The organism is Emticicia aquatilis, assembly GCF_014644295.1.
Lineage (GTDB): Bacteria > Bacteroidota > Bacteroidia > Cytophagales > Spirosomataceae > Emticicia > Emticicia aquatilis.
Genome location: NZ_BMKK01000018.1, coordinates 29,904 through 51,180 on the forward strand (window position 1 = coordinate 29,904; position 21,277 = coordinate 51,180).

Here is a 21,277-nt window from a genome sequence, read left to right on the forward strand (position 1 = left end):
GCTTTTTTAGTGGAAAAGGTAAGGGTTTTATTTATTCATATACTTCTTGCCGTTTGAGTATTTCATATCAATACCAGCCTTGAATTTGGTATTATCGAAATTGGCATCATTACGAAACTCGGCATATTTGAAATCTGCTTGGTTGCTGAAAGCCGTGCTTTTGAAAGTTACACGTTCGCCGAAATTGGCGTACTTAAAGTCAGCGTAATTTTTGAATCGTACATCAAAGAAATCAGCATCTTGCTTGAATGAGGTATATTTGAAATTGGCGTATTCGTCAAAATCTGACTTAGCAAAAATTACTTCTTGTTTAAAATCGGCATATTTGAAATTGGCATCTTTCGAGAATTTCGCTCCACCAAACGAGGCTTTTTCGGCAAAATCAGAATATTTAAACTCAGTTTTTCCTGCGAAAGAACAGTTTTCAAAAACCACTGCTTTTTCAAAATCAGTTGTGTAGGTTGTTCCATCACCAATATTCCAGTTTACGCTACCATTGCCAATTTTACGACTCTTTTCTTCTTCTAAGTTTTTGTAGGCAATAATATCACCTTTGAACGTACAGTTTCTGAACGATATAGGCACTTCTACGTAGCTTTTATATTCTTCGTAATTGCCTTTGTTTTTGATGCGTTTACGATTTGAAAGTTCGGTTAAATCCAAGTCTCCAACAATTGTAGCATCTTGATAGTCAACAGTTTGTCCTTTGTCGATTGCTTCAAAAATAGTTTTTGCCGAAACCTCTTTTTGAGCTGAAGCCGTCGTGCCGACGAAAGCAAAAAGCATTAAAATTAGTATCTTTTTCATAAAATAATTTTGATTGATAGTATGATTGAATGATAGAATATCAATACACAAATTTATTCATTGATATAAACACCGCCAGAGTTTGCATCCATTCTTACGGCAATTCCACCACCGTTGAGCGAGCCTTTCACACGGTCTTTTTCAACAGTTCCGCTGAATTTAGATAATGTTGGTACTTTTACTCTTTGTCCATCAAGGTCTAAATCCATGCCTTTATCCATTGGCATTCTTACGTGAATGCTCCCTGCACTGGTCGAAAGCGAAAGGTATTTGCCAAGTGATTTAATATCGGCACTAATTCCACCGCCCGAAGTTGAGGCTTTTACGCTGGCTGTAATATCTTCTAATTTGATTGAACCACCCGAAGTCGAAGTTACGAAATCACCACTGATTTCCTCGGCTCTGATTCCACCACCACTTGTTGTTGCTTTGATTGTACCGTCGAGTTTTTTGAGCGTTAAACCCCCACCCGAAGTACTTAGTCTGATGTCACCTTTGCAACCCTCAGCATCAATTCCCCCACCACTGGTTGCCACATCAATATTATCACGGCAACCGCTGATATTGATTCCACCGCCCGAAGTGCGACCTTTTACATTTCCGCCCAAGTTTTGGAGTTTCAAGCCACCACCACTGGTTGTGAAAACTAAATTTCCTGTAAGATTTTTGAGAGAGATTCCACCGCCACTGGTTACTAAATCGGTAGAGATTTTTTCGGGAGTGTAGATTTTGAAAGAAATACTGAGGCCATTTTTCCAGTTGTTCCAACCGCCTTCGCTTTTGCGTTTGGCAACACACGAAATGGTTTCACCTTCTTTTTTTACGCTTAATTCGTATTCTTTCAAACGGTCTTCGATTTCTTCTTTGCTGAGGTTACTTCCGCCGTTGTTTCCTCTTACATAAACCTCTACACGAGCTTCGTCGCCCGCACCACCTGTTACCGAAATTCCGCCACCCGAAGTGCGTACATTAAGGTTTTTTACTTCTGATGATTTGTAGGTTTTTACGAAGTAAGGCGTTTCTTTATCTTGAGCCAAAGAAACCGTTGAAATGGATAATCCTAAAATAAATAATGAGAGTAGCTTTTTCATAAATTGCGTAATGTTAAGATTTCATAATTATTGTTGTCTGAACATAAGATGCAAAACATGAAACGAGCGTTGCAGAAAATAGGAATTATTTTCAAAATAAATCCATTGGGTCTTCGACGACTCTTAGGTTTTCGTTGAAAGTATCAATAAAATTCATGTCTGTTTGACTAATTTCAAAGTCGAAAACATCAAAATTTTCTTTGATTCGCTGCAAATTGGCCGATTTTGGAATACTCGAAACGCCATGCTGCAAAGCCCAACGCAAAATAATTTGGGCGGGAGTTTTATTGTATTTTTGAGCAAGACCTTGAAGTTTTGGGTCATTCATACGCATCCCACGCACAAGTGGGGTATAGGCTTGCAGTTGGATTTTCTTTTGTTTACAAACTTCTGCCAAATCTTTCAAATATAAATACGGACTAAATTCAACTTGATTAACGGCAGGAATAATACTGGCGTAGGTCTCGAGTTCAGTCAGAAAAGGCACGAGATAATTTGCCACGCCGATTGCCTTAACTCGACCGTCAGTGTAGAGTTTTTCGAGAGCCAGCCAAGTGTCTTTTCTGGTTGCTTTGATTGGCCAATGTATCAAATAAAGGTCAATGTAGTCGATGTTGAGTTTTTTTAGACTTTCATCAAAAGCTTTTAATGTTTTATCAAAACCTTGGTCGCCGTTGTTTACTTTGGTTGTTACGAAAAGTTCGGTTCTATTAATACCACTTTCACGCACTGCATTGCCAATTTCGGCTTCGTTTTTATACATTTCGGCAGTATCAATGAGCCGATAGCCAGTTTCTAAAGCCCATAAAACTGCCTGTTCGGCTTCACGGTTATACATATCATAAACGCCCAAGCCGAGCAGTGGCATTTGATGGCCGTTGTTGAGAGTAGTATAGAGTTGGGTTGACATATTTATTTTAGATTTTTCTACGCAGAAATACAGAGTTTAAAGACTCTGTATTTCTGCTTTCTTGAGTGAAGATAGAATTAAATCACCATTTTTCTAAACCCAAAAGTTTTTTTCCTAAATCATTTAACTCAGCTGTATCATACTTTGTCTTTTCCCAATTACGAGGGTCGCCAGGGAAAGCGTAGCCTTCGGGTGAAATACGATTTTTCCAAGAATTTACTCGCCAATCACGCAAGTCGTCGTTGTCTTCTTCGGCTGGCATCATCGAGATATATTGAGCGATTCTGACCTTATCTGTCGAATTATTTGGACGAATACCATGCGGTTGACTGCTATTGAAAATCAATAAATCACCTGCTTCGAGTTTTACCTTTACGAGATGTTCTTCAAAACCACTTACATCGGGTTTGAAACGATTGCGGTCTTCGGGTTGGGTTAATTTCCAAGTATCATAAGTGCGAAATAACTCTGGAATACACTGAAAACCGCCCATGTTTTCGTCGGTTTGGTCGGCCAAAGCCAATACTCCTTGTACATTTTGTGGTTTTGTTTCGGGGTCATAGTCCCAGTGGATAAATCCTTTATATTCAAACCCAGGGCGTAGCGGAAAGTTGAGATTCGCACGGTCAATGGTTACCCAAAGTTTTTCGGTTCCCCAAATATCAACAAAAGCATCATAAACTCGTTGCATTTGGCGGTTATTCCAAAGGTGTTGGTTGTTATAGACTTCAACCATTCCCGTGCCAGTGAGTTCCTTCATTTGCATTTCGGCACGTGGGGCTGTGTACCAAGTGCTTGGGTCGTTGGGAGATTTTTCTTCAAATTCCCAAATGAAATCGGCTGTTTGAAGTGCTTGTTCTCTCGGCACCGCATTCTTTATAATTACGTAGCCGTTTTCTATCCAAAACTTCCAATCGTCTTCGCTCAAAACCTTGAGTTGACCACCTTCTGCAAGGCTTGTGCGTAATTTAACTTGACTGCTCGTAGCAGTTGAAGGATTACCGGGCTTATCAGTATGGTTTTTATTGGGCATCATGGTTGGTGCTGCCATTGTTGGTGCCATTGTCGGTATCATTTGCATAGCCTATATTTATTTAATGATATTAAAGATTGAAATAATGATACAAATTTAGATGCTAAAATATCGCTATACTTTACCTATAATTGCTATTTTTTGAACAGTATTGATTTTATGTGGATAATTATGTGGATGATATATGAAAAATGTGCAAATTTGATAGAAGTAGGTTTTTGGAATACGGCAAAAATGAAAATTGTTTTAGAAGAGTTTACGATTGACTCCGAAAGCTCGTTTCGGGTTTTTAGGCCACGATTGAGTCAGATTTTTTATTGGCATTTTCACCCCGAGTTTGAATTGGTTTTTATCGAAGGAACTGACGGAACTCGGCACGTTGGCGAACATATTTCTCGCTTCGTGGACAGCGATTTGGTTTTCATTGGCTCAAATATTCCGCACCTCAATTTTGATTATTTGGTAAAGAAGGATTACGAAAAAGTGGTACTGCAAGTGCGGCAAGATTTTCTGCAAAACGCCATGCTCGAAACTCCCGAATTGGCGGCTATTCAGCAACTTTTTCAACGCTCACAATATGGAATTGCCTTTGGAGAAAAAACAAAGAAAATGATTGGTGAACGAATAAAACAACTTGAAGGCTTGAGCTATTTCGGACAATTTTTGGAGATATTGAGTATTTTTCAGCTTTTGGCAACTACTCAAGATTATGTGTTGCTACACGAGCAACCTGTTGAAAATCAATACAATAAAAAAGACCAAGAACGCATCAAACGCTTGTATCAGTTTATTGATGAAAATTATCAAAGAAAAATTGATTTACAGGAAGTAGCTGATTTGAGTAATTTGAGCGAAGCCGCTTTTTGTAGGTATTTTAAGAAAATGACGAAAGTAACGTTCACCGAATTTCTGAATCATTACCGAGTCAATCAGGCCAAAAACTTACTTTTATTGGATAAAAATGTAACCGAAACTTGCTTTGATTGTGGTTTTGAAAGTATGTCGTATTTCAACAGGACTTTCAAAAAACTGACTGGAGAAAATCCTTTGGCTTTTAAGAAACGGTATTTTACGAAATAAAAATATAATGATTTAATAAGAGTTTTTCATTGCCGTGAGTTTTAACTGACGGGTACTTTTAAATGTAATCAGATTCGACTTTAGTCTAAATAAATGGTTAGACTAAAGTCAAACTTGTTCTTTTTTACAGTTGTCCGTCAGTTAAAACTCACGGCAATGAATTCTTTTTATAATAAAATTCGGGATAACTAATGTGTCCGCATTCATTTCCCCAAAACAATCCAACGATTGAGGTTATTATACGGCATTTCGATGACGATTTTATAAAACTGCGAAGGCAATTTACTGACATCAATCGTAGCTTTTTCGGCATCAACGGCTACTTCTTTGATTAATTGGTAAGTATCTTTTCCGCCCGTTTCAAAATTATTGGTAGTAGCCAGCCAAATCTTTGCTTTGCCTTTTTTGTCGATGGCTTTCCAAGTTAGTTCGATATTGCCACCTTTCAATGTTGCTTCGGGCGAAATGGCTGAAATTTTGCCAGTTAATGGTATTCCATCAATTTCAAAATGCTGCTCACGAGGAAATTTGACTCCCAAAAATGTCCCAATCGAAGGCATAATGTCAACAATAGCAGGTTGATTTTGCTTGAAATATTGATTTAGATTCTTGGCGTTGGTCACAATCCATGTGGCACGCTCTCGGTCTGATTGTCCACCGTGACCTCGACCCGTTTTGGCATCTCGGCCGTGGTCGGTCGTAATGTAAATCACCCAATCTTCTTTAAAATTTGCTTGACGATATTTGATAGCCTGCCAGATTTTTCCCACTTGCTTATCCATCGTTTCGATAGCCGCATAAAACTCTGGACTATCGCCGTGTTTATGACCCATATCGTCCGTAAATTCTAAATATACCCAACTCAAATCGGGGGCATCGGTTTTGATAGATTTTGCCGCAGCGGCAGTTACTTCTTCATCAATTCGATTGATGTATTTACTCTGTTTATCGTGCGGATAGCGAGCGGTATCCAGTTCTAAGCCATCGAAATGGAAATCGGTTGTGAGTTTACCAGTTTGTGGTAAATTATCGCCTACGAGTTTGGTTCTGTTATCAAGCCAAGTCGAAAATACGGCGGTTTTCTTTTCTGGATATTGTTGTTTGAAGAATCGAAAGATTGTCCAATAATTATAATTCGGTGCTTTGATGTCGTTGTCCCAAACGTTGTGTTTATTTACCCAAGTTCCTGTGAGTAAACTATTGTATCCAACTGCCGAAATCGTAGGTGTTTGTGAATAACTTTTGCGTTCGCCACCCACATACGCACGAGCGTAGCCACCCACTTGGGCAATTGAATCAAGGTTAGGTTTTTTGAGTTTTTCAATCACATCGGCAGGAATGCCATCGACAATGATAAAAACTGCTTTTTTCTTGGTTTGGGCTGAAAGATTTAGTGTAGAGAGGAAACAAATTAAAAGAAATACCTTTTTCATGCGGAAGGATTATAGAGGTTGAGATGATTTATTGTTCACAAATATAGGCAGACACTTTTGATTTTGAGATGAAGGATTTGTTAAATAAAAAGTTTTTGAAGACTAACTTTAGAAATTAATATCACGTATTTAGCTTAATTTTTAGTGGTTTTTAATATTTTTATCAAAAATAACCGTCCCATGTATCGTCCGATGCGAATTTTGATTGTGGATGACCACGAAATTTTCTTGGATAGCCTCTCGCTTTTAGTGGCTACTTTTGCTGATGTGGAGGTATTAGGGAATTGTAAAAATGCGTCAGAAGCCATCAGTTTTATCGAAAAAAATGAGATTGATTTGCTGATAACCGACTACAAAATGCCACAAATGACAGGCATTGAGTTGACCATTTTTGTGCGTCAACATTTTCCTAATATTAAGGTTTTGATGCTTTCGGTTTCAGAAGAAGCCGAGATGATTCGTGAGGCTTTTCAGGCGGGAGTTTGGGGCTATATGATGAAGCGAGCGGGTAAGGCCGAACTTCAAAAGGCGATTCAGACAATAGCCAACGGACAAAAGTATTTTAGCGAATCGGTGGTTTTTGAGTTGATGCGTTTGGGGCTAACCGATAATGTGCCGAAAGAGGAAATTTCGCAAGAGTTTACACAATTAACCGAACGAGAAATTGAGATTATTCGACTGATTACCAAAGAGTTGTCGTCGCAAGCGATAGCCGAAAAATTATTTATAGCCCCCAAAACCGTAGAAACCCATCGACACAATATTTTGAAGAAATTAGGTGTGAAAAATACCGTAGGAATTATTAAATATGCCATTAAAAATGGCCTTGCAGAGTGAATTTTGTATCAAAAACTATTGTTGTTATATTTGTAAAAACGAAAGTATCATGACAGAGCAAGAAAAATATGAAAAGTGGAAAAAAATAGCAGAGAAAATGCTAAATGAAAAGCAGATTATTCAGGAAGTAGGAGTAGAACTTGCCCAAAAAGAGTATGGAATTGAATTTAACGAACTTAGACCACCACGAATTCGAGAAAAAAAATAATATTTATCAGTTCGTTAACGATTTCGGTGTTATATATCAGGTTTATTTTACAATAGGGGCAGATTATTTTCCTGATACTTATTTTAAAAATTATCTTAAAACTTTCGGTTTTCTCCCCATTTCCTCAACTGATTTTTCTTTCGACAAAAAAACTTCAGAAACGATTATCTACATTTTGGCAGATTTTTTGAGCCAAGGTGATTACATTGTAATGTTTGTTTGTGATGAAAAAGACAACAAACAGTCAGTCCGAAATCGCCTTTTTAATACTTGGTTTAAAAAATACAATGATGGAAGTTTTGATAAGTTTGACTTAGTTTTTGAGAAAACAACGTTTGTTTCTGCCATTATTTCAAAAAATAATCCCTTCTATATAGACTTCAAAAATTCATTTCCTAACTTGGGTAATGAGTACAAATAAATCAAACAGGTATTTCAATCTGAACAGCCGTACCTTCATTACTTTCAATTTTTATCTCTCCTCGCAAAGATTCGATTCTTGAATGAATATTCTTCAAACCCAAACTTTCAAAGTTAATAGCTTGATTATCAAATCCTTTTCCGTTGTCAACTACTAAAACTTTTAAGTGCTTTTCTTCTTCGATAATCGAAATCATGGCATTTTTGGCTTCGGCGTGTTTCAGAATATTATTTACCAATTCGAGAATGATACTATAAATCTCGTATTCTAATCTTGGCGAAAAACGAGCATGATTTATTTGAATTTGAGCCTCAAAATGCGTTTTTCCAATCAAATTCAGTTTTTTTATTAAATTTTCAATGGCAATTTTTAAACCTTGTTTTTCTAATTCATCAGGCAGAAGATTGTGCGAAACCAGCCTAATATCAGAATAAACTTCATCAATAAAACCCAAAGTAGCATCGAAATTTGTGCGTTCTTTGGCTGTGAAGTTCTCGTTTTCGAGTAATTCAACTCGCATTTTTACCCCCAAAATCTTGTTTGAAATATTATCATGTAGCTCTGATGCCATACGTTTACGCTCCATCGTTTGGCCTTGTAGGAGAGCTTCTTGTATTTCTTGGTTTTTCTTTTTGAGCTTGCGGTTGCTCCAAAATACGTAGGCAATGACGCCTAATCCTAAAATTCCAGCCAGTAAAAGGAAGTTTTTTGTTTGTATAAGTTGTTGGTTTTCAAGTGTTTGTATTTGATTTTTTTGTTTTTCATCTTCATATTTCAGTTGCCATTCTAAATACTGTCCCATTACTTCCTTGTGGTGTTCTTCTTCTTCGTATGCTCGCATTTTTTCAAAGTATTCCAGTGCTTCTTTGGGTTTATCAAGGTTTTTATACGCTTCATAGAAAATCTTATTTACCGCATAATCAAAGGTAGATAGTTTCATACTTTTAAGGGCCGATTCTGCTATTTTTGCTTCGTTTACGGCATTCTGATAAGCCTTTTTCTCAAGAAAATAGTTGCCAAGTGTTAGCCCATTATTTAACTGAAAAAACTTCTCCATGCCATCTTTTCGGGGCTTTTGTGCAATAGCCTTGATTTGGTTCATTATAGCAAAACCTTCATTGGTTTTACCCAAATATGCCAAGCAGAGTCCTTCGGTCCATTTGCCGCCGTAGTGTTGATAATAGTATTTTTCGGTGTCTGCTTGGGTTACTTCAAAAGCGTTAATTCCATGTTTTTTTGCTTCTTCATAATTTTTATGTCGAAGAAAATAAACCACTAAACTCAAATTCATATTGGCTATCAATAGCGGGTCGCCTTGTTTTTTGGTTAGGTCCAAGCCTTCTAATAAATAGCTGAGATATTTCTTTTCGGTTGCTTCGTCGGCTACGGGTTTACTGTAAAAAAAATTTGCTATGATTACCGAAAGGTTTGAATAAGCCAGCGAATACATTTTTGTGTTCTGAAACTGCTTGAACAGCTTTGTGGCCGTTTCCATTTCTTTAAAAGCAAGTGTAGTGAAACCCTTAAAATGAAAATTTCGGGCATTGGCAAAGTGGCTATATGCCTCACTTTGTCTCCATTTTGAGTTTTTGCTAAAATGTATCAATGAATCTGTCCAAGTTTGGCGAAGTTCAGGCTCGGTCAAAGAGACATTACTGCAAATAGAAGCCATCGTGATGGTCAGAATCGAATCTCTCTGAACAGAAATCGGCTTGCCAAATTGCAGTTGTACGACATTTTTAAGACTATCTAATTTGGGCGTTTGAGCCAAAATGATAGTTGGGAGTATCAAGAGCAGTATGAGGGTTATTCTTCTCATTTTTATACAAAATAATAGTCGAATGTAGTGGTATTTTGTAGGATTTGCCAAATTTTCGACAAAAATACAGATTTACCACTAAGCCCACTAAGGGTTTTTACTTAGATAAAATACAGACTTCCACCGATTTACTTAGGGTGTTTTTCTTGGGAATTTTGTAGTGCAAAAAACGATTTCCCATGAAAAAACTATTCTCGATTTTCATATTGCTTTTCTACCAAAATGTTTGTTCTCAAACCTTAAATTGGGTGAAACAAATTGGCTCGCCAACAAGAGCCAATTATGGTTATGCAATTGTAGCAGATGCTTCGGGTAATACCTATGTAACTGGCAATTTCACAGGTACTGCCGACTTTGGCGGAACAGTTCTGACTGCATTCTTTCAAGATATTTTCGTTGCTAAATACAACAGTAGTGGTACCCTACAGTGGGTAAGACAAGCTGGCAGAGCAGGTGCTTTTAATACAGGCAAGGGTATTGCAATTGATGGCTCTGGTAATGTTTATGTAACGGGTTACATTACGGCCGATACTGACTTTATAGCACCCAATATAACCATTACGCTTAATAGAATAGGGTCAAACGATTTATTTATAGCTAAATATGCCAACGATGGCTCTCTTCAATGGGTTAAACAAGCAGGTGCCACAAGTAAATATGTTAATGGAAATGCTATTGCTGTGAATGGCTCTGGAAATATCTATGTGACGGGTTATTTTGAAGGAACAGTTGATTTTGGTGGAACATCGCTTACTGCCAGTACAAACAGAAAAGATATTTTTGTGGCAAGCTATAATAGTTCTGGAACACTCGTATGGGTTAAACAGGGCGGTTCAACATCAAGTGGCAATAATTCCTTTGGTATTACGGCTGATGCTTCGGGAAATATTTTTGTTACTGGGGTAGTGACAGGCACTGGCAATTTTGCGGGAACAAATTTCAGTTTTGTGGGTAGTGACTATATGTTTATGGCCAATTTTAATACGATTGGTTCGCTGCAATGGGTAAAGTTTTACGGGAAACCTGCGGTTTTTATTAATGGGATTTACTATGGCTATTCGGTTGAAGGGAGGGCAATAAGCACAGATAATAATGGCAATTTCTTCGTTGCAGGACGGTTCGCTACCGATATTAATTTTGATGGAATCACCCTGACTCCAACCACAACAAGTTCAAATAATATTTTCATACTCAAATATAATAGTCTTGGAAATATTTCATGGGCAAATCAGATGTGTGCTACAGGTACTATTAATTTGGGCGTAGGTATTGCATCTGATGCTTCAAGCAACTGCTACGTAACGGGTACTTTTGGTGGTTCAGGCAATTTTAGTGGGTCAACCTACACTTCGGTTGGTACTCAAGATGCTTTTGTTAGTAAGTATGACAATGCCGGTACACTAAAGTGGGTAAAGACGGCAGGAGCTACAAACAAATTTGCAAGCGGATACGGAATAAGCATTGCCAACGCCAATGTTTATACAACGGGATTTTTCTCAGGTACTACAAATTTTGGCGGAACAACACTGGGCCTCATAGGTAATCAAGATGCTTATGTTTGGGTTTTACAACAGACAACTTGCCAATCTACACTCTCACCCACTGGTACAATCACGAGTAATCAGAAAGCCGCTGCTTCAGTAACGTCATTAGGAACGAATACCATTCCAAATGCTTCAAATGTAATTTATCAAGGCGGAAATTTCGTGCAACTCAATGCTGGTTTTTCGGCTGTAAGTGGCAGTGTTTTTACAGCAAAAATATTAGGTGGGTGTTTGTAGAATCTATATTATCAATGATTTAATGAAAATACTCCATGAAAAAGACACTAATTATATTCATTTTATTTCTCTTTCAATACAATTTGTTTGCTCAAACGGCTACGTGGCAAAATCCACTACCGCAGGGAAATAAACTAAATGATGTTTATTTTATTGACACAAACGTTGGCTGGGCGGTTGGCGATGGTGGCGTGATTATGAAAACCACCAATGGCGGAACGACTTGGACGGTTTCCTATCATTCTACCTGTATAGGTTTGAACAAAGTGTTTTTTATCAGTAATTTGGTAGGCTGGGCAGTTGGATTATATGGTACAATTATAAAAACTACTGATGGCGGACAAACTTGGGTAGCACAAAATTCGGGCATACAAACCAATCTTTTTGCTATACATTTTACTAACACTTCTGACGGAATAGCTGTTGGCGACCTTGGCGTTACGTTACGCACCAGTAACGGCGGAGCAACTTGGACGCTTGGCGGGTCGGTTAGCCTTAACCCAATATTGAATGATTTATATTCGGATAATGCTGGAAATTCGTGGGTGGTAGGTACTGCTGGTCGAATTGCCAAATCTACCGATGGCGGAACAACTTGGGAGGATATGGTGAGTGGTACTAACACAACTCTGAGAACCATCCAATTTAAAACTTCATTGATAGGCTGGACAGCAGGAAATTTGGGGGTGATTTTGAAAAGTGTCGATGGTGGAGCAACTTGGACAAACTCAAATGGTAGCCTTTCAAATGCGTATAATTTTGTTGATATTGCTTTTTTAGACCAAAGCAATGGTTTTGCGTTAGATACAAAGGGGTTTATCTTCAAAACCACCAATGGAGGAGCTAATTGGAGTATAGTTTTAAACGGAAATCTCTCATCTACGATTACGATTTTAAGTGCAATTTCTCTGCAAAGTATCACTAATATTATTGCAGTAGGTAATAAGGGGAATATTCAAAAAAGCACTGATTCAGGTGTTTCGTGGACATCTATTTCATCGGGAGTATCAACCAACAATACCAGTAGCTCAGTTTTTTTTACCGATGCTAACAATGGGTGGGTTGTAAGTAGAGGCTCAACCAACGAAAAGTTATTGAAAACCACTAATGGCGGAAGCACATGGACGGCTAAATTAAGTAATGCGAATCTCCAACTTAATAAAGTATTCTTTATTAATACCACGATAGGTTGGGTTGCAGGCGATAATGGCATTTCGGCCAATGGTAAAATTTTTAAAACCATTGATGGAGGCGAAAATTGGGCTGAACAAGTACTTACGGGTTCAACAGTTATAACCTTATATGATGTTCAATTTATCAATACCACTACTGGTCTGACAGTTGGGGCTGGTGGTAAAATATTTCTCACTACTGATGGCGGAGCTACTTGGAATAGCCAATCAAGTGGTATTACGGAAAGTATTTATTCAGTCTTTTTCTTAAATACCAATACTGCTTGGTGTGCTGGGGCAAACGGCAAAATTCTGAAATCTACAAATGGTGGCATCAATTGGTCGGAACAAACAAGTGGGCTTACTTCTAACATTCGAGATATATTCTTTTTAGATGCCAATAATGGGTATGCCGTTACCGAAAACGGGAGCTTTTTGAAAACAACCAATGGCGGAACTTCTTGGACATCACAAAATTTAGGCCCAAGTAGTATTGGGGGCTCAGTTACACTAATTTCTGTCAAATTTTTTGATTTAAACAACGGTATTACCTTTGGTTTCGATTCGCTGAGGGGTATTTATTATACAACTACTAACGGCGGAATAACTTGGACACCCAACTACATACCAATGCTTGGTGGTTTGACGCCACTTAATTCATTTATTAAAGACTATTTTGTGTTGAATCAAAATACGTTTTTCATGACAGGAAATTTTAGTTCGATACTAAAATTCGGTATGACAACTTGCCAATCCACACTCATACCCACAGGTACAATCACCAGTAATCAGAAGGCCGCCAATAGTGTCAGTACGACGGGTATAAATACCATTCCGAATGCTTCCAATATAATTTATCAAGCAGGAAATTTTGTGCAGCTCAATGCTGGTTTTTCGGCAGCGAGTGGTAGTGTTTTTACAGCACGAATCTTAGGGAATTGCCAGTAACTCAAAACAACTTTTATCTATGAAAACAACCGAAATTGCTATCGGAGGACGAAAAAAAGTTTTGCCTCATGATGTAGTTCTATTGGTAGCCAATCAAAACTACACAACTCTTTTTCTTGAAAATGGAGATAGGGTTTTAGTGGCCACTACACTCAAAAAATTAGAGAAACGATTCTCAGAAATAGAATATTTCTTTCGAGCCCACAAGTCGTTTTTGATTAACCTTAATTATATTGAAAGTTTTACTGAAAAGACATCTTTAAAAATGATAAATCAACAAACCGTAACGGTGTCTCGACGTAAGCAATATTTGCTCAAAAAAGCACTTGCAAGCGGAATTTCTTACAGTTGACCAACGATGACATATTTTTTAGTTTCATTAATAATGTTCATTTTCAATCCCAAAGAAACTGAACGTACTTTATGGAGTTGTAGTACTATATACACACCCGCCGATTTTAGCTGAAAAGATTGTATTGGTAGAGGTTCTAAACCCTGGATTGAGTTGGATGTATTTTTTAGCCAATAGATTTTGGGTTATCGAAGAATTTACAATTGCACTTGTTTTAACAGCATCAATGGCTTCTGTGGTTGAATTGCTGGTAATTGTACCACTTAAAACCTCTTCATTTTTGCACATTTTAAAAACATGGATAAACTCTCTGAAACTTGCATCATAGGTTTTCATATAAATCAAACCATTAGATGCTACCATATTTATTGGATTAGAATTTGAACTACCAGCAATAACATCGCCTACATTTCTAACCGATGCCCCATCTGTTTCAACTTTATAAGGTTCATTTCCTGTACTTGGAAAAGAGGTTGTAAAATAAACTCCTGTATTGGTTGCTAACGCATCGAACGTGCTGATACTCGTTACAGAGTCAGTTCCTGCGGCAGTTAAATCTGATTTGAAAAGGCCTCTACCACTTCCTTTATTTGCCGTAAACAAAACATTACCATTATAAAAACTAAACTGACCTCTATTTGTATTATTTATGGGTGAACTTGAGTCATTTCCAGGAAAAATATCTTTTACCATTACAGTGCCAACAGCTGTGCCATCAGATTTCCATAGCTCTTCACCAGTTGTTAAATCGCCTCCACTAAATACTAAATGGGTATCATTAAAATTTGAAAGATACGAAGGGGCATAACTATCAAAACCAAAGGTTTTTAGAAGCGTTGTATTGACGGATGTTCCATCAGATTTATAAAGTTCAAAACCCGTTGAGTTATTGTATAAAACATAATAAAGATTATTGCCTACTCGCCTAATTTTATTTAAATCTGATGCCGAATTATTGCCCGTTTGGGCATCTTTTACTAAACTTATCGTTGCCCCATCGCTCACAAATAATTCTTGCCCGTAGGTATAATGATACCCCAAGAAATATAATTTGTTATTGACCAATTCGAGGCCTACAATAGAGTTATAATCACCTTCGTAGAGTGGGTCAACAACCCCAATGCGTGTTGTTCCTGCAACTGTTCCGTCTGTTTTCCAAAGTTCATTAACCACTGTAAAATATACTAATCCACCCATTACGTTAAAGAAATTTGTAGCTGCATTAGTCAGTTTATAATTAGTGATGAGTTTTGTTGGAGGATTAATACCATCAGTAACCCATACACCATCTGACGTAACAATGTAAATTTTGTCATTGTAAGCATACATATTGACGAAAACCGTTGAAGTCGTATAATAATCGTAGGAAGTATTAGGAGCACTCAGTCCTTCAGGTGTTGGATATTTATTGAATTCAAAGAAAAGTGAAGTACCAGTCTGCTTACCATTTGTTTTCCATAATTCTAAACCATTTTTCCCATCATTCGAAATAAAAAATAAACCTTGAGAATTGGTAGCATTGATTGTAGGATGAAAGTTTGAATTATTCGTATTAAATACTGAAGTTTCAATATCTTTTACCAACGAATTTGTTGTTCCATCTGTCCGATAAAGCTCATAGCCACTGGTGGCATTATATGCCGAGAAGTAGAGATAACTACCCACTTTAGCAATCGGATAGAGATTCGAAATATTTAAGGCGGGTGTATAGTTTTTAACTAACGTAGGTGTTGCACCATCATTGGTTTGGTAACAATCGTATTGATTTGAAGCATTATTGACAACAAAAAACAAACGACTTCCTACGGTTTTCAGATAAGAATAATCGCCACCATTACTTCCCGAAACAGCATCTGTTACCCTATTCGTAGAAACATAATCCCCTCCCGAAATCCATAATTCAGTGCCGCTGGTTCCATCATTCGCAAAAAAATATACCTTGTCGTTATCTGTCGGAGTCAATTTTCGTTTTGAAGCATCGATTGGAAAAGGGTCAGCAGTTCCTGTGTTTATATCTCTTGTATCTCTTGCAAGCGAAGGAGCGTAGGATTCAATGCAATAAAGACGAGCTTCTCCATTCAACCACTTTGAAATTAGGTAAAGTCTATTTGCAGTTGGCGTGAGTTGTTCAGCATTCAAAACATTGGTTCCTCCTGTATAATAATTCACGAAAATCGGAAAACCTGTACCATCATCAACATACAACAAATTAGTATAGCTTCCATAGTTATTTGTAAAAAACAATTTATTGTTGAAAGCCGTAAGATTCGCAGGGTTCGGATAAGAAGGCCCTAATGTTTGGGTTCCAGCCGTGGTTCCGTCAGTTCTGTAAAGTGCAAAGTTCACGCCATTTGTACCGTCTTTTACATTCAAAAAGGCGTACGTTCCCAATGCTATAATTTTGCTAATGCCTTGGTCAACCGAATTAGTAATACCCGAATATATATCTTTCAATAATACTGTTCCTGCTGTAGTTCCATCTGTTTTCCAGAGTTCAATTCCATTTGTTCCGTCATTGGCAAAAAACAACACATTCGTACCCAATTGTTCAAAACCAAACGGATTTGAACTTGCCGAACTGCTGTTTATATTCTTTAGCAGCTGTGTACCAGCGATTGTCCCATCAGTAATCCAAAGTTCTTGACCATCAGTTGGACTATATGCCGAAAAAAGAGCTTTTGTAACTCCGCCGAATGTAACAACTTTTATATTGCTAATATTTGAGCCGCTCGAACCAGGGTAGATGTCTGCTAATCGGAATGTTCCTGCTGAAGTACCATCAGAAACCCACAATTCTTGGTCGAAACTGGCAGCGGTTGGGGCAGCAATTAGTAGTGCTTTGGTTCCGAATGGGAAAATAGTTTTTATGTTATTAAACTGTGGAGAAGGTCCTGTGCCTGAAGCCGCCGCAATGACCGTTGTTCCTACACTTGTACCATCTGATTTCCAAAAGCTTTGTTGATACGTTTTTCCTGAAACGAAGAAAAGTTTATTGTTTATATCAACACCATATCTTGGGTGAGAGTTATTATTGGCAGCTTGAATTTGTAGGAGCTGAGAAGTTTGTGAAAACACTATAAAACAACACCCAGTGAGTATAAAAGTTAATATTGTTTTCATAACAAATTAGTGATTTTGGCTGAATAATATTCCGTTTTAAAATTAAACGGAATAGGCTATTCTAACAATTCAAAATCTAAAATTGTTAGAATCTATTTACTGAGCGGTTTTTTATATCTAATTTGTCCAAAAATAAATTGATTTTTAGACTCACGAATTGAATTAAAACAAAAATAGAGGCTCGAAGCCTCTATTTTTGTTTGTTAAAATATTTATCTTACTCATCCAAAATACTCTCTTCCATTGTAGAGTTACCGCCGTGCATGATTTCAATCAGTTGTTTGATGTTATACACCGTACGGTTATATTTATTACTGAGTAGAATTATCACAAAATCTTCACGAGGGTCAAAAAACATAATAGTATTGTAGCCTTTCCACCAACCCGTATGATACACGTAGTCGGTTTGTTGTTTGGCGTTTACCCAAAGTCTGAATCCGTAGCCATAATTTCTTAGTCCTGGAAATTCAAAGCTACGAGGCATAATCATTTCACGGAAAGATTCCTTACTGATGATTGTATTGTTTTTGAGAGCTTCGTACCATTTCAGAAGGTCGTGTAGGGTAGAGTAAACGCCTTTATCGCCCGAAATATCATCGTAATAATCTTTTGGTAATTTACGCCCAAACTGATACCCAACCGTGCGATTGATATTGATAGAATCGTTTTTGGTAGTTACGATATACGAATCTTTCATGCCAATCGGGCCGAAGATGTTTTCTCGCATATATGTATCAAAATCTTTACCCGTAACTTTCTCAACCAAAGCGGCTAAGATGGCAAAATTGGTATTATTATAGCCAAAATAATGGTCGGGTTGATTAAACATTTTTGGTGTTGGCTGCACGGTTGCAAACCATTCCATAATTTGTTGATTAGTAGGGTAAATCTTAGTTTCTCTGACCGTCTTATCAAAAGTATATTGGTAGAAAGGCAAACCCGAGCGGTGGCAAAGCAAACTACGAATCGTGATGCCATCGTACGGAAAATTTGGATAATAATCTTTTACGGTATAGTCAAGGCCGAGTTTACCTTGTTCGGCCAATTTCATGACTGCTACCGCCGTAAATGTCTTAGAGAGCGAAGCGAGCTGAAACTTCGATTGAAGATTATTCTTAACCGAGTCATTGGCAAAACCAAAAGCATTTTGATACACAATTACTCCTTTTTGAGCAACCAAAACGTTTCCATTGAAACCCTGAGTTAATTTTTGCTGAATAACTTGTTCAATCAAAGCTGCTTTTTTATCAGCATTAATTTCTTTTCTGATACGAGCTTCTTCTTTTTTTAAAGCAGCACTATCCACTTTTTTCTCGCTCTTACTTGAGCCAACATTCTGACACGAAAAAACACTTGTAGCGAGTAAACAAACAACAATATAGTAGTAACTACTGAAAGGAAAGCTTTTAGTCAATTTCATCATAATATCTCACAAATCCGAATCAAACAAACGAAGTAAAAAGGCTATAATTTAAGTAGGACAGAAACTAAAATCTGTCAAATCGTGTCGAAAAATAATAGGTGATGTTGTAAATTAAGTAGTGTAGAAAAATTGTGCATGGAAACTTAATTTCCACGCACATATTGCAAAATGATAATCAAAAACGTAGTAAAAATAACGCTGCAAATAATTTTCAGAACCGTAATCAAGAAAAACTGAAAACCGCCTGCTTCTACAAAAAACAACATTGAGTGGTGAATTATTGTAAGTATAGCCACGTATCTTACAAAACGCTCGCCACCCATATCTTTCAACGAAATCGTGATTTCATTTTCAACGCCTTTGGTAGGGAATAAAAACTTAATGATATAGCCTCTCAAATACCCAATCATTACACTGGCAGAGGCGTGAACACCTGCGGTATTATAGAAAATATCGACCAACAAACCTATCAGAAAACTTATCAAAATCACCCAAATTGGGTCAACTTCGTCAGGTAAGAGTAAAATACACGCAATATAAACAAAGCAAAACGCCACATCGAAGAATACAAAATTGCGGAGAACCACAATTTGTAGCACTAAGTAGATGACGAATGTAAGGACTAATTTTATGACCGTTTGAGAATTCATTTCTTTTCTTCGGTGGTTGATTGCTCTAATAAATCTTGTTCTTTTTTCAGCTTATTGTTTACGATGTAAACATAAGATAAATTGCGGAAGTCAGTTGCCAACTCCACTTCAATATCAAAAAACGCTTGGTCTTGCTTGGCACTCAGCTTACGAATTTTACCAATCATTGTTCCTGACGGATAAATTACGTTTTGCTCAGAAGTAACCACCGAGTCGCCTTGTTTGATTGGCTTAAAGCGGTCAATCGTATTCAAATTAATGATTTTCGGATTCAGACCACCCCACTCGGCAATACCCAAGGCTTTATCGTTTTTAGTACGAAGCGTCAAGTTTTTGATTTCCGACGAAACTTTCGACTCTGAGTGTAGAATCGAATATACACGAGAGAAATGCTCAGAGCATTGCATCACCGTTCCGACAACTCCTTGTGGGCAAATTACGCCCATTCCAGGCTCAATGCCATCGAGCGTTCCTTTATCAATCGTTAGGTAGTTTTTCGATAAACCAACTGTGTTATTAACAACTTTCGCTACTTTAAACTCAAAACGACGAGCAAAGGCCGAATCAACTTTATAGTAATCTCCTTCTCTTGGCTTAAACGATTGCATGGCCGACACTGCTTTTTTGAGTTGAGCATTTTCGGCAATCAATTGGTCGTTTACGTTACCAAGATTCATGTAGTTTTTTACATAATTCGAGCTTTCGAGGGTCTTGGCTGCGTAGTAGTTGGAAGTATTAAAAAACGAAACATCCCAGTAGTGATTGTTCTTCACGAGCAACCAAAAACTGACGAGTTCGAGAATAGCAAACAAAAGAAAATTTCGTATGCGAAATATAAGTCGGAAGAGTTGCGACATGTTTTTAAGTTCTGAGTTCTGGGTTCTGAGTTCTGAGTTGTTAAAACTAAGTTGTAATCACAATTAAAGTGAAAGCAGTTGAATGGTTTATACATTCAACTGCTTTGTGGAATTTATACTTAGAAGAATCTGAGTGATAGATTTAATTACTCAGAACTCAGCACTCAGAATTCAGAATTAGTGAATTACTGAACTATAACTGCTCTATATTTTTCTATATTTTTCAAAATCTCGCCAGTTCCACGCACAACCGCACGAAGTGGGTCGTCAGCTACGTGAATCGGAAGTTTTGTTTTAATAGCCAAACGCTTATCTAAGCCATGAAGCAATGCTCCACCACCTGTCAAATAAATACCGTTTTCGTAAATGTCGGCCGAAAGTTCTGGTGGCGACATCTCCAATGCACGCATAATTGCTTCCTCAATTTTTGAAATTGATTTATCAAGAGCGTAAGCAATCTCGCTGTATGTTACCTTGATTTCTTTCGGAATACCAGTCATTAAGTCACGACCACGAATTTCGATGTCAGCAGGTGGATTATCCAAATCTGGTAAAGCCGCACCAACCTGAATCTTGATAAACTCGGCCGAACGCTCGCCAATAAGCAAGTTATGCTCACGACGCATATAATCAACAATATCTCTCGTAAATAAATCACCCGCAATACGTACCGAAGCCTCGCAAACGATACCCGAAAGAGCAATAACCGCAATCTCAGTTGTACCACCACCGATGTCAGCAATCATCGAACCGTTTGGTTGCTCAATGTCGATACCGATACCGATAGCCGCAGCGATTGGCTCGTGTACCATGTAAACTTCTTTCGCACCAGCGTGTTCGGCTGAATCTTTTACGGCACGTTTCTCAACCTCGGTGATACCTGATGGAATACAGATAACCATGCGGTGAGAAGGCGAGAAAAACCAACTACGACCCGTCTCAATCATCTTAATCATACCACGAATCATTAATTCAGCGGCAGTAAAGTCGGCAATTACACCATCTTTGAGTGGACGAATAGTTTTTATATTTTCATTGGTTTTTTCGTGCATTTGCATTGCTTTATGACCTATCGCCAACACTTTTCCAGTAATTTTGTCTAAAGCAATAATAGAAGGTTCATCTACAACGATTTGGTCTTTGTAGATAATGAGGGTATTTGCCGTACCCAAGTCAATCGCGATGTCACTCGTGAGGAAGTTAAACAGTCCAGCCATTTTGAGCTTTATGGGTTAATTTTTTTTAAATTGTCCGCAAATTTACAACTATTATTTACAAAATATTTCTAAAAAGTTGAAAAAGTATTGAAAAAGAGAAAAGTATAATCGCTATTAG

18 protein-coding genes are annotated in these 21,277 nt (G+C 37.6%); 7 read left to right on the top strand and 11 right to left on the bottom strand.

The genetic code is table 11. The annotated features are described in order from the left end of the window. Positions 1-27: 27 nt before the first annotated feature. The 4 genes from IEX65_RS26390 to IEX65_RS26405 form a co-directional block, all read right to left on the bottom strand. Positions 28-807 (bottom strand): pentapeptide repeat-containing protein, encoded by a 780-nt coding sequence (locus IEX65_RS26390; RefSeq protein ID WP_188771133.1) that lies wholly within the window; start codon positions 805-807, stop codon positions 28-30. 53 nt (positions 808-860) lie between these two features. Continuing rightward, positions 861-1,898 carry a DUF4097 family beta strand repeat-containing protein gene (locus tag IEX65_RS26395; protein ID WP_188771134.1) on the bottom strand — a complete coding sequence of 346 codons (1,038 nt, stop codon included), beginning with the start codon at positions 1,896-1,898 and terminating at the stop codon, positions 861-863. A gap of 91 nt (positions 1,899-1,989) precedes the next feature. After that, on the bottom strand, positions 1,990-2,808 hold the full coding sequence (locus tag IEX65_RS26400; RefSeq protein ID WP_188771136.1) for an aldo/keto reductase: 819 nt from the start codon (positions 2,806-2,808) through the stop codon (positions 1,990-1,992). 82 nt (positions 2,809-2,890) lie between these two features. Beyond that, positions 2,891-3,889, bottom strand: a complete 999-nt coding sequence (locus IEX65_RS26405; RefSeq protein WP_229250920.1) for a phytanoyl-CoA dioxygenase family protein — start codon at positions 3,887-3,889, stop codon at positions 2,891-2,893. Positions 3,890-3,982: 93 nt separating this feature from the next. On the opposite strand from IEX65_RS26405, the gene IEX65_RS26410 reads away from it, so the two are divergent. Beyond that, positions 3,983-4,921 (top strand): helix-turn-helix domain-containing protein, encoded by a 939-nt coding sequence (locus tag IEX65_RS26410; protein ID WP_308424974.1) that lies wholly within the window; start codon positions 3,983-3,985, stop codon positions 4,919-4,921. A 203-nt stretch (positions 4,922-5,124) separates the two neighbouring features. Here IEX65_RS26410 and IEX65_RS26415 read toward each other — a convergent pair whose 3' ends face one another. Next, on the bottom strand, positions 5,125-6,354 hold the full coding sequence (locus tag IEX65_RS26415; protein WP_188771139.1) for an alkaline phosphatase family protein: 1,230 nt from the start codon (positions 6,352-6,354) through the stop codon (positions 5,125-5,127). 180 nt (positions 6,355-6,534) lie between these two features. On the opposite strand from IEX65_RS26415, the gene IEX65_RS26420 reads away from it, so the two are divergent. From IEX65_RS26420 to IEX65_RS26430, 3 genes are read left to right on the top strand one after another with little or no spacing between them, the layout of a single operon-like run. Next, complete coding sequence (locus IEX65_RS26420) at positions 6,535-7,191, top strand: response regulator (RefSeq protein WP_188771141.1); 657 nt, start codon at positions 6,535-6,537, stop codon at positions 7,189-7,191. 49 nt (positions 7,192-7,240) lie between these two features. Continuing rightward, entirely contained in the window at positions 7,241-7,399 is a 159-nt protein-coding gene (locus tag IEX65_RS26425; RefSeq protein ID WP_188771143.1) for a hypothetical protein, read from the top strand. Beyond that, a complete protein-coding gene (locus tag IEX65_RS26430) occupies positions 7,347-7,820 on the top strand; it encodes a DUF6169 family protein (protein ID WP_188771145.1) in 474 nt (157 codons plus the stop codon). The genes IEX65_RS26425 and IEX65_RS26430 overlap by 53 nt, the downstream gene beginning before the upstream one ends. Position 7,821: 1 nt before the next feature. On the opposite strand, the gene IEX65_RS26435 is transcribed toward IEX65_RS26430, so the two are convergent. Beyond that, the gene (locus tag IEX65_RS26435) at positions 7,822-9,639 is read right to left on the bottom strand and encodes a sensor histidine kinase (RefSeq protein ID WP_188771147.1); all 1,818 of its coding nucleotides are present in this window, start codon (positions 9,637-9,639) and stop codon (positions 7,822-7,824) included. A gap of 179 nt (positions 9,640-9,818) precedes the next feature. Between IEX65_RS26435 and IEX65_RS26440 the strand changes: the two genes are divergently transcribed. The 3 genes from IEX65_RS26440 to IEX65_RS26450 are packed head-to-tail and all read left to right on the top strand — an operon-like array spanning position 9,819 to position 13,892. Further along, a complete protein-coding gene (locus tag IEX65_RS26440; protein WP_188771150.1) occupies positions 9,819-11,420 on the top strand; it encodes an SBBP repeat-containing protein in 1,602 nt (533 codons plus the stop codon). A 35-nt stretch (positions 11,421-11,455) separates the two neighbouring features. Beyond that, positions 11,456-13,540, top strand: a complete 2,085-nt coding sequence (locus IEX65_RS26445; protein ID WP_188771152.1) for a WD40/YVTN/BNR-like repeat-containing protein — start codon at positions 11,456-11,458, stop codon at positions 13,538-13,540. Positions 13,541-13,559: 19 nt separating this feature from the next. Then, positions 13,560-13,892, top strand: coding sequence for a LytR/AlgR family response regulator transcription factor (locus IEX65_RS26450; protein ID WP_188771153.1), 333 nt, complete (start codon positions 13,560-13,562; stop codon positions 13,890-13,892). 69 nt (positions 13,893-13,961) lie between these two features. Here the strand turns inward: IEX65_RS26450 and IEX65_RS26455 are convergent, their stop codons facing one another. The 5 genes from IEX65_RS26455 to IEX65_RS26475 all read right to left on the bottom strand — a co-directional run bounded on the left by IEX65_RS26455 (position 13,962) and on the right by IEX65_RS26475 (position 21,159). Then, positions 13,962-17,012, bottom strand: a complete 3,051-nt coding sequence (locus IEX65_RS26455; RefSeq protein WP_188771155.1) for a 3-coathanger stack domain-containing protein — start codon at positions 17,010-17,012, stop codon at positions 13,962-13,964. Between the two features lie 217 nt (positions 17,013-17,229). Next, positions 17,230-18,432: a serine hydrolase domain-containing protein gene (locus IEX65_RS26460; RefSeq protein WP_188771157.1), complete on the bottom strand. Its 1,203-nt coding sequence runs from the start codon at positions 18,430-18,432 to the stop codon at positions 17,230-17,232. Positions 18,433-18,578: 146 nt separating this feature from the next. Continuing rightward, positions 18,579-19,085: a hypothetical protein gene (locus IEX65_RS26465; RefSeq protein WP_188771159.1), complete on the bottom strand. Its 507-nt coding sequence runs from the start codon at positions 19,083-19,085 to the stop codon at positions 18,579-18,581. Beyond that, positions 19,082-19,942, bottom strand: coding sequence for a rod shape-determining protein MreC (gene mreC / locus IEX65_RS26470; RefSeq protein WP_188771161.1), 861 nt, complete (start codon positions 19,940-19,942; stop codon positions 19,082-19,084). The genes IEX65_RS26465 and mreC overlap by 4 nt, the downstream gene beginning before the upstream one ends. 185 nt (positions 19,943-20,127) lie before the next feature. Further along, positions 20,128-21,159 carry a rod shape-determining protein gene (locus IEX65_RS26475; protein WP_015028530.1) on the bottom strand — a complete coding sequence of 344 codons (1,032 nt, stop codon included), beginning with the start codon at positions 21,157-21,159 and terminating at the stop codon, positions 20,128-20,130. Between the last annotated feature and the right edge of the window lie 118 nt (positions 21,160-21,277).

Coding starts and splice junctions, on each gene's coding strand:
- IEX65_RS26390 (WP_188771133.1), bottom strand. CDS start 807: ATGAAAAAGATACTAATTTTAATGCTTTTTGCTTTCGTCGGCACGACG.
- IEX65_RS26395 (WP_188771134.1), bottom strand. CDS start 1,898: ATGAAAAAGCTACTCTCATTATTTATTTTAGGATTATCCATTTCAACG.
- IEX65_RS26400 (WP_188771136.1), bottom strand. CDS start 2,808: ATGTCAACCCAACTCTATACTACTCTCAACAACGGCCATCAAATGCCA.
- IEX65_RS26405 (WP_229250920.1), bottom strand. CDS start 3,889: ATGCAAATGATACCGACAATGGCACCAACAATGGCAGCACCAACCATG.
- IEX65_RS26415 (WP_188771139.1), bottom strand. CDS start 6,354: ATGAAAAAGGTATTTCTTTTAATTTGTTTCCTCTCTACACTAAATCTT.
- IEX65_RS26420 (WP_188771141.1), top strand. CDS start 6,535: ATGTATCGTCCGATGCGAATTTTGATTGTGGATGACCACGAAATTTTC.
- IEX65_RS26425 (WP_188771143.1), top strand. CDS start 7,241: ATGACAGAGCAAGAAAAATATGAAAAGTGGAAAAAAATAGCAGAGAAA.
- IEX65_RS26430 (WP_188771145.1), top strand. CDS start 7,347: ATGGAATTGAATTTAACGAACTTAGACCACCACGAATTCGAGAAAAAA.
- IEX65_RS26435 (WP_188771147.1), bottom strand. CDS start 9,639: ATGAGAAGAATAACCCTCATACTGCTCTTGATACTCCCAACTATCATT.
- IEX65_RS26440 (WP_188771150.1), top strand. CDS start 9,819: ATGAAAAAACTATTCTCGATTTTCATATTGCTTTTCTACCAAAATGTT.
- IEX65_RS26445 (WP_188771152.1), top strand. CDS start 11,456: ATGAAAAAGACACTAATTATATTCATTTTATTTCTCTTTCAATACAAT.
- IEX65_RS26450 (WP_188771153.1), top strand. CDS start 13,560: ATGAAAACAACCGAAATTGCTATCGGAGGACGAAAAAAAGTTTTGCCT.
- IEX65_RS26455 (WP_188771155.1), bottom strand. CDS start 17,012: ATGAAAACAATATTAACTTTTATACTCACTGGGTGTTGTTTTATAGTG.
- IEX65_RS26460 (WP_188771157.1), bottom strand. CDS start 18,432: ATGAAATTGACTAAAAGCTTTCCTTTCAGTAGTTACTACTATATTGTT.
- IEX65_RS26465 (WP_188771159.1), bottom strand. CDS start 19,085: ATGAATTCTCAAACGGTCATAAAATTAGTCCTTACATTCGTCATCTAC.
- mreC (WP_188771161.1), bottom strand. CDS start 19,942: ATGTCGCAACTCTTCCGACTTATATTTCGCATACGAAATTTTCTTTTG.
- IEX65_RS26475 (WP_015028530.1), bottom strand. CDS start 21,159: ATGGCTGGACTGTTTAACTTCCTCACGAGTGACATCGCGATTGACTTG.